Genomic DNA, 7,634 nt, shown 5'->3' on the forward strand with positions numbered 1-7,634 from the left:
TTCCTCGTTGATTCGCGTATCCATGCCGGTTTCGACCTTGCGCTGCACACGCCTAGCGGACGAAGCTCAACGGCTCGCCGGTATCGGGGTGCGCAATCACGCCCATCGAGACGCCATAGATCTCCTTGAGCCTGGCGGGCGTAACGATCTGCGCCGGCGAGCCCTGTGCAACCAGCTTGCCGCCGCGCAGCGCCACCAGTTCGTCGCAGTAGCGCGCGGCCATATTGACATCGTGAAGCACGACCACGACGCCCAGCCCGCGCTCGATGGCGAGTTTGCGCACGAGCGACAGCACCTCCACCTGATGCGACACATCCAGCGCCGAAATGGGCTCGTCGAGCAGCAAACATTCGGCGTCCTGTGCAATCAGCATCGCGAGCCAGACGCGCTGTCTTTCGCCGCCGGAAAGCGTCTCGACCTGCTGATCGGCGAACTGGATCACATCGGTCGATGCCATCGCATCGTCTATTTTGCGCCAGTCATCCGGACCGAAGCGGCCGAGTGCGCCGCGCCAGGGATACCGGCCGAACGCGACCAGTTCCCGCACCAGCAAACCGGCTGCGGACGGCGGCGTCTGCGGCAGATACGCGAGCTTGCGCGCGAACTCCCGGGTCGGCCAGCCTGCGAGCGGCCGACCGCCGAACGCAAGCGTTCCGTGCGTCGCGTGGAGTTGCCTTGCCAGGAGCTTGATCAGCGTCGACTTGCCCGATCCGTTGTGGCCGATCAGACCCGTGACCCGACGCGCATAGAGCGACAGCGACACGTCGTCAACCAGCCTCCTCCCCGGCACCGAAAAGCCGACGTGCCGCAACTCGAACAGCGATGCAGCCCCGGATGGGGCATCCTGCGCCTCCGGCAGCAGGGGAATGACATTCGCCTGAGACTTCATGCGCGCTCCCCGGTTGTGCCAACATCGTTGGCATAACGAACGACATGACTGCCGGCACAGCGCGACCGGCACGACCAGCGCGACCAGCATGCAAACGGATCTTTTTTCATCGGTTCTGCTTCCACATCAGCATCAGGAAATACGGGCCGCCGACGAACATCACGAGCAGCCCCGCCGGCACCTGGTTCGGGAACAGCGCGTTGCGGCCGAGCCAGTCCGCCATCACCAGCAAGACCGCGCCGATACAGGCGGCCATCAGCGCCTGCATGGCTGCATGCCGGAACCCGAGTAGCCGCGCGATGTGCGGGGCCATCAGCCCCACGAACGACACCGGACCCACGATGACGGTGGCCGCACCGGTTGTCAGCGCGCAGAGGCCCAGCATCGCGAGCCGGTAGCGCCGCACGGCAACGCCGACCGAGCGCGCCGCCGGCTCGCCCAGCGCGAGGATTTCGAAGGGCCTGGCCAGGAACGGCAGCAGCGCAGCGGCCGCGATCAGCAAGCCCATGGCCAGCGCCGCCGCGTGCATCTGCACCCGGTACGTCGAGCCGGACATCCACGCGGAAAGAAACGACATCCGCGGATCGCCGCTTGCCATCAGCAACGCGACCAGACTGCTGAGCACCGTGGTAATCGCGATCCCGGTGAGGATCAGGCGCTCCGCCGAATACGTACGCCGCATCGCCATCGCGAACACCGAAGCCGTGGCGATCAACGCGCCCAGCGCGCCCGCCAGCATCTGCACGCCCGACGCCGCGCCTGGCAGTGCGAACATCAGCACGATCATGGCGAGCGACGCGCCCGACGATACGCCGAGCACTTCCGGGCTCGCCATCGGATTGCCGGTCATGCGCTGCATCAGCACGCCGGCGATGCCCAGCAGGCCGCCCGCTGCCGCCGCGCCGCCAATACGCGGCGCGCGCAGCGGCAGCATGGACGCAACATGGTCCCACGTGCCCCAGTTCCATCCGGCCAGTTCCCGGTTGAACGTTGCGGCAACCACGGTGCAGGCCAAAAGAACGAGTACGGCGCCGACGCCCCATGCGGCACGATGCTGCCGGTCCGCACCCGAGGCCGGCAGGTCGCGCGACGACGATGCGGAAGGCAGATCCCGCAAATAACGCATCATCCACAGCAACAGCGGGGCACCGACCAGGGCCGTCACGGAACCGGTCGGCACTTCCGCGCCGGGTTGGCCTAGCGCCTGCACGCAGCCATCCGCGAGCCAGAGGAGACAACCCGATATCGCGGGCGCCCATACGAGCCGCTGCGCGAGCGTGCGCGCGCCGCTGAAGCGCGCGACCCACGGCCCGACGAGCCCGACGAAACCGATCACGCCCACCGCGCTCACGACCGCACCCGCCAGCGCGGCCGCCACCACGAGCGCGAGTGCCCGGATCAAACCCGGCGGCATGCCGATGCTGCGCGCACTTTCGTCGCCGAGTTCGAGCACGGCCATCGGCCGCACCATCAGCGCGACGACAACGAGGCCCGCGACGGCTTCGAGCGCCAGATGCGTTGCGACGGACCAGCCGCTCTGGTACAGGCTGCCCGTCTGCCACACGAAGACCGATACCAGGCTCTCGCCGAAAAAGAGCATCAGCACCGACGTGGCAGCGCCTGCGGTGAGCGTGACCAGCAGCCCACCCAGGATAACGCCGACCGGCGAAAATGCCCTGCGCCACGAAACGGCCATCACCACGCCCAGCGCAATCATGCCGCCCGCCAGGGTGACGACCTCGCGCCCGTACACGAGCAGCGACGGAAACCACAACGACACGACGGCAAGCGAAAGACTGGCGCCGGCCGAAACGCCGAGCGTGGTCGGGTCCGCCAGAGGATTGCGCAGCACCTGCTGGAGCACGACGCCCGCCACGCCGAGCATCGCGCCCGCCAGCAGGCTGACCACGCAACGCGGCAAATAGACGTACTGCGCCATCAAGAGGCGCAAATCGTCGCTGTGCGCGCCGGTCAGCAAACTTGCCCACTGCGCGAACGGCACGTAGCGCGAGAGGCAGACCGCGCCAATGCCGGCTGCGATCAGGCCGAGCACACCGGCCGTCAAGGCGGGATGCAGACTCGGGCCGCCGGTGCGTCTGAGCGAGGTTGTCATGCCGTTCATCCGCGCCCCCTTGCGACGACGGCAGCCCGGAAACTGTCCGCGAACTGGATCGCCGTCGGCAGCGCGCCGAGCGGATCGAATGGCGCGATCGGATAGACACGCCGCTCTCGCACCATCGGCAGGCTGTTCCAGACACGGCTCTGCGCGAGTTGCGCCAGTGCCGCCTGTGCCTGCGCTCCGTAGTCGATATAGAAAATCTCTGCTTCCGGCGCCCCCGCGAGTTGGTCGATGCCGACCTGCACGCAGCCGTAGGTGTTGGTGGCTCCGGTCCATGCGTTGTCGAAGCCCACGCGCTGCATCACGTCCCAGGTCACGCAGTTCTTTGCGTAGAGGAACACGCTTTGTCCGGAGGGGTCGAGTTGGGCAATGAACGCCGGACGCCGCGCGTATCCGCGCATTTCGTCGCGAAGCGCGGCCAGCCGGCTGTCGAGTTGGGCACGATAGCGCCGCGCGGCGTCGTCGCGGCCGATGCTGCGCGCGAGCCGGAACATTTCGGCGCTGGAGCGTTCGATAAAGTCCGGATGACCTTCGCCCGAATAAATTTCCATCACGAAGATCGGCGCCACGCGCTGGAGCACGTCTTTCAGGTTCAGGCTCATCGCCTCGATCACGATCAGATCGACGCGCAACTCGCGCATGACTTCGAGGTTCGGCTCGAACCAGTAGCCGATGTCCGCCACCGCCTCCGGCAGCGCAGGCGTTCCGCCCATCGCGGCGTAGATCGAACGCGCACCGGCGGCGACCGGCGCGACGCCAAGCGCGAGCAGCGTTTCGGTGCCGACGCGGTCGGGTGTGGCGATGCGATAGCTCGCGGCGCGGGCGCCAGGAAGCGCAGCGTGCGCCGCCGTGGCCACTGCCGAAAGGCATGAGGCGACGAGCAGCCTGCGCCGCTTCAGGTCGATGCGTTGGCGATTGGGCGTTGCCATGCCGTCAAGCCCCCCGTTATTCGCCATGTGCTGCATCCAGTACCTGCACCGAGAGTTCCGGATCGGCCAGAATTTCCGGCTCGCGAAACGGAAAGCGCAGCCAATTCTTCCCGGCATAGCGCTGCGTTCCGCTGCCCGAATCGGCCCGGCTCGGGTCGTCGGACTCCGAAGTCGCCAGCATCGTATGCGCATCGACGCCCTGCGTATCGAACGTCACCGTCTGCAAGTAAGTACTGCCGATCAGATTCGCACCATCTGCGCGCGCAACGCCGTTGGGCTCCGGATACGCGCACGCAACGGTAAAGTAGCCCTCCTCTCCGCAGCCGCCGTAGAGCCTGACCGTATGGCCATTGGCGCGCACGGTCAGCGCTTCGCCCGCCGTCGAATCGAGCGGCACATGCTGCCGGTCCATCGCCAGTATGGCAGCGCCCAATGCCTCGCCTACCGCGGGATTCTCTACGTCGAGTTGCCGCGGGGTATGCAGCGGGTCGGCCGGATCGAACGGCACGCGATAGCGCTGCGCCGGCTCGATGCGCGCCGCGCGGGCCCAGAACTGCGTCCAGAGACGCGCGCCACGCGCACCGGCATCACCCGTGTTGTTCCATGCGCGCAGGATGCGGCATGCGGGTCCGACATCGACGGTACGCGGCGGCGAGAACGCTTCGTGTGTCAGCGCATCCTGCGCGACCTCGACGCTTCCCTTTTCGCAAACGCTGCCGAGCAAGTCGTCCTTGAACAGCGCCGCGGAAAGCACACGGCTATCGAGCACGAGTCGCCGCACCGTCTCTGCCGTGTCCGCGCCGTGTCCGTTGCGCGCCTCCATCAGCACCTGGCCGGCCAGTCGATGGCCGAGGCGCGCCCGCAGTCCGATGTCTTCCGGCGCGGCGCCAAAGATGCGCGCATAGCCGGTGAGCGGCACGAGCGGGTTCGCGAGCCAGTAGCTGTTGTTCATGTTCGCCACGTAGTCGGTTCGCAACAGATGCGGCATCGCCGACGCCGGCATTGCGCCTGGCTGTGCCGAACCGGGATCGGTGATCCAGTCGCACGAGGAACGCGAGCCGTCGAGGAACGGCACGCCGGGCGCACCCTGGTCGAACGCCTTGCCGAGCGCAGTGGTGCACCGCGCGGCCAGCGCGTCGGACACATTGGGAACCGCGCCGATATCCGCGTACCAGGCCCTCGGGTCGTTGCGCGCCACGGCGAGCGTGTTGACCCACGGCACCGCGGCCAGCGTGGTTTGCACGCGGATAAAGTCGTCCAGCGAGCGTGCCTCGCCCCATTGAAGGAAGTTCGTGAACACCCGGAAGTTCTCGGCGTTGATGTCGCGAAGCGCGAACGCATGCGCGCCATCCCACCGCAAGGCAGGCGACATCGACGCAAGATTGACAAGCGGCCCGAAACGCGTGGTGTAGAGCGTACGGGCGCGCGTGTCGATGCGGCCATCCGTTTCGCGCACCGGAACCTCGATGCGGACCGGGGTCATCGGCACGGGCTTGCCGTCGTAGAGATACGTCGTGGGCTGGCCCGGCACGAGCGCCAGCTGGAAGATGCCGAAGCGCCGCGCCGTGGAAACGGTATGGGTCCACGCGACCGAATCGTTGAAGCCGATCATCACCACCGGCACGCCCAGAAACGACGCGCCGCTCACATTCAGCTTGCCCGGGATGGTGAGCTGGGCCTGGTAGAAACGGTCGGGGCCGCGCCAGAACCAGTGAGGATTGCCGAATAGAAGCGGTTGATTCGAAGCCGTAGCGTCGCCGCCGAATGCGATCGCGTTGCTGCCCAGACCTTCGTGGCCGCCGGCCTGGAACCATCGCTGCGCAATGCGTTCGGTGGTGGCGGTTAGCGTGTCGGTATGCTGCCTGTCATCAGGATTACTATCTGAATCATCGTCGATACGATCGAAACTGATGGGCGATTGGGCTTCGGCAGGCGGCTGCGCATTCGCAATGCCTTCGACAAAATGCGCAGCACCGCCCGCGAGGTTCGCCGCGTAGAGGCGGCGATAGATGTCGCTCTCGGTAATATCCGTCACCCACGGCTGAGCGCGGCAGGCGGCGGACTGCCCGGGCCACTCGCCCGCGCGCAGTTCGCGGACGTAGCGGTTGTAGCCCGCGGCGAAGCCCTTCGCGAGCGCGCGCAACTCAGGCGGCTGGGCCGCACGATAACGTTCGGTAACGGCATCGCTGTCGAGCAGACGGAAGAAGAAGTCCGAATCGAGGTTCTTCGGCTGCCCCACCGTGGACAATCCGTTCAGGCGCGCGTCCGGGCCGAAGTAGCGCGAGCGCTCGCCCCGCCAGGTGACGAAGGCGTCGGCCATCGTGCAGAGATCGTCCGTTGCCTCCGCGTAGCCATATCCGTAGCCGAGGCTCGCCCAATCGTCGGCCTTGATGTGCGGTATGCCGCCTGCGGTTCGCCGGATCTCGACGTGGATCGGTCCTGCCGATTCGATCCCGGCTTTGTCCACGGTCTTTCCACCCGTCGTGCAGCCGATTACCGATGCCGCGACCATCGCACACACCGCTGCAGTGCGTAGCGTTTTCACCCATCCCGGCATGTTACCCATCACGTCTATCATCTGGTTATTCACTAAACCTGGTCCGCCAGTTCATCGAGCAGAGAGCGCATCGTGTCGAGCTCGTCGCAAGGCGCTGCGGCCTTTGCGGCCCGGCTCGATTCGCAGGCTTGTGCGAGTTGTTCGAGTGTGACGGCCACGAAGAAAGTCGAGAGCGGAATGCTCAACCCGAGGCGGGTCAGCACGCGCTGCTGCACCTGCATGATCGTCAGCGAATGGCCGCCGAGTTCGAAGAAGTAGTCGGTGCGGCTCACTTGTTCGATGCCCAGCACTTCGGACCAGATCTGCGCGAGCGCGGCTTCTGCTTCGCCCTGCGGCGCTTCGTAGTCGCGTGCTGCGTATTCCGGTGCGGGCAGTGCCTTGCGGTCTACCTTGCCGTTCGGGTTCAGCGGCAGTGCGGACAGCACCAGGATCGTCGAGGGCACCATGTAGTCGGGTAGTTGCCGTGACAGCGCCTCGCGCAGTGCCGCCTGTTCTATAGCGTGATCCGCGTGCGCCGTCACATACGCAATCAGGCGCGTGCCGCCCGGGCCTTCCTGTGCCGTTACGACCGCTTCTCTTACGCCAGCCTGCGCCACCAGTTGCGCCTCGATCTCTCCCAGTTCGATGCGCAGGCCCCGTATCTTCACCTGATGGTCGATGCGGCCCAGATACTCCAGGGCGCCTTCGTTCGTCCATCGTGCTAAATCGCCCGTGCGGTAGAGCCGTCCGCCGCTCGCATCGAACGGGTCCGGCACGAGACGCTCTGCGCTTAGTGCGGCACGGTTCAGGTAGCCTCGGGCGAGGCCCGCGCCTCCCAGGTACAGTTCGCCTGCTACGCCCTGCGGCACAAGGCTCATCTGTGCGTCCAGCACGTGTGTGCTCACGTTGCCGATTGGACGGCCAATCGGCACCACCTCATCGCCCGTGCGGCATGTCCAGTGCGTTACGTCGATTGCGGCTTCCGTCGGGCCGTACAGGTTGTACAGGCCCACGTTCGGTAGCTGCTCCAGCGTGCGGTTTGCCAGATCTGCGGGCAGGGCTTCGCCACTGCAGACGATCCGTTTCAGCGTCGTGCAGTTTTTTGCTTCCTCGTGGGCAACGAACGCCTGAAGCATCGACGGCACGAAGTGCAGTGTCGTC

5 protein-coding genes are annotated in these 7,634 nt (G+C 66.3%); all 5 read right to left on the reverse strand.

All coding sequences use genetic code 11. The features are described 5' to 3' along the window. Positions 1-52: 52 nt before the first annotated feature. Positions 53-889: an ABC transporter ATP-binding protein gene (locus BFE01S_RS29195; protein WP_084170222.1), complete on the reverse strand. Its 837-nt coding sequence runs from the start codon at positions 887-889 to the stop codon at positions 53-55. Positions 890-995: 106 nt separating this feature from the next. Further along, positions 996-3,002 carry a Fe(3+)-hydroxamate ABC transporter permease FhuB gene (fhuB, locus tag BFE01S_RS29200; RefSeq protein ID WP_028228551.1) on the reverse strand — a complete coding sequence of 669 codons (2,007 nt, stop codon included), beginning with the start codon at positions 3,000-3,002 and terminating at the stop codon, positions 996-998. A gap of 5 nt (positions 3,003-3,007) precedes the next feature. Next, positions 3,008-3,964 (reverse strand): ABC transporter substrate-binding protein, encoded by a 957-nt coding sequence (locus tag BFE01S_RS29205; RefSeq protein ID WP_169742678.1) that lies wholly within the window; start codon positions 3,962-3,964, stop codon positions 3,008-3,010. Then, positions 3,954-6,503 (reverse strand): penicillin acylase family protein, encoded by a 2,550-nt coding sequence (locus BFE01S_RS40620; protein WP_456088838.1) that lies wholly within the window; start codon positions 6,501-6,503, stop codon positions 3,954-3,956. Before BFE01S_RS40620 ends, BFE01S_RS29205 begins: the two co-directional genes overlap by 11 nt. Positions 6,504-6,526: 23 nt before the next feature. Continuing rightward, on the reverse strand, positions 6,527-7,634 hold a 1,108-nt coding region (locus BFE01S_RS29215; protein WP_028228553.1), incomplete at its 5' end, for an AMP-binding protein.

Source organism: Paraburkholderia ferrariae NBRC 106233 (genome assembly GCF_000685035.1).
In the GTDB taxonomy this organism is placed as follows: Bacteria; Pseudomonadota; Gammaproteobacteria; order Burkholderiales; family Burkholderiaceae; genus Paraburkholderia; species Paraburkholderia ferrariae.

Coding starts and splice junctions, on each gene's coding strand:
- BFE01S_RS29195 (WP_084170222.1), bottom strand. CDS start 889: ATGAAGTCTCAGGCGAATGTCATTCCCCTGCTGCCGGAGGCGCAGGAT.
- fhuB (WP_028228551.1), bottom strand. CDS start 3,002: ATGACAACCTCGCTCAGACGCACCGGCGGCCCGAGTCTGCATCCCGCC.
- BFE01S_RS29205 (WP_169742678.1), bottom strand. CDS start 3,964: ATGGCGAATAACGGGGGGCTTGACGGCATGGCAACGCCCAATCGCCAA.
- BFE01S_RS40620 (WP_456088838.1), bottom strand. CDS start 6,503: ATGGGTAACATGCCGGGATGGGTGAAAACGCTACGCACTGCAGCGGTG.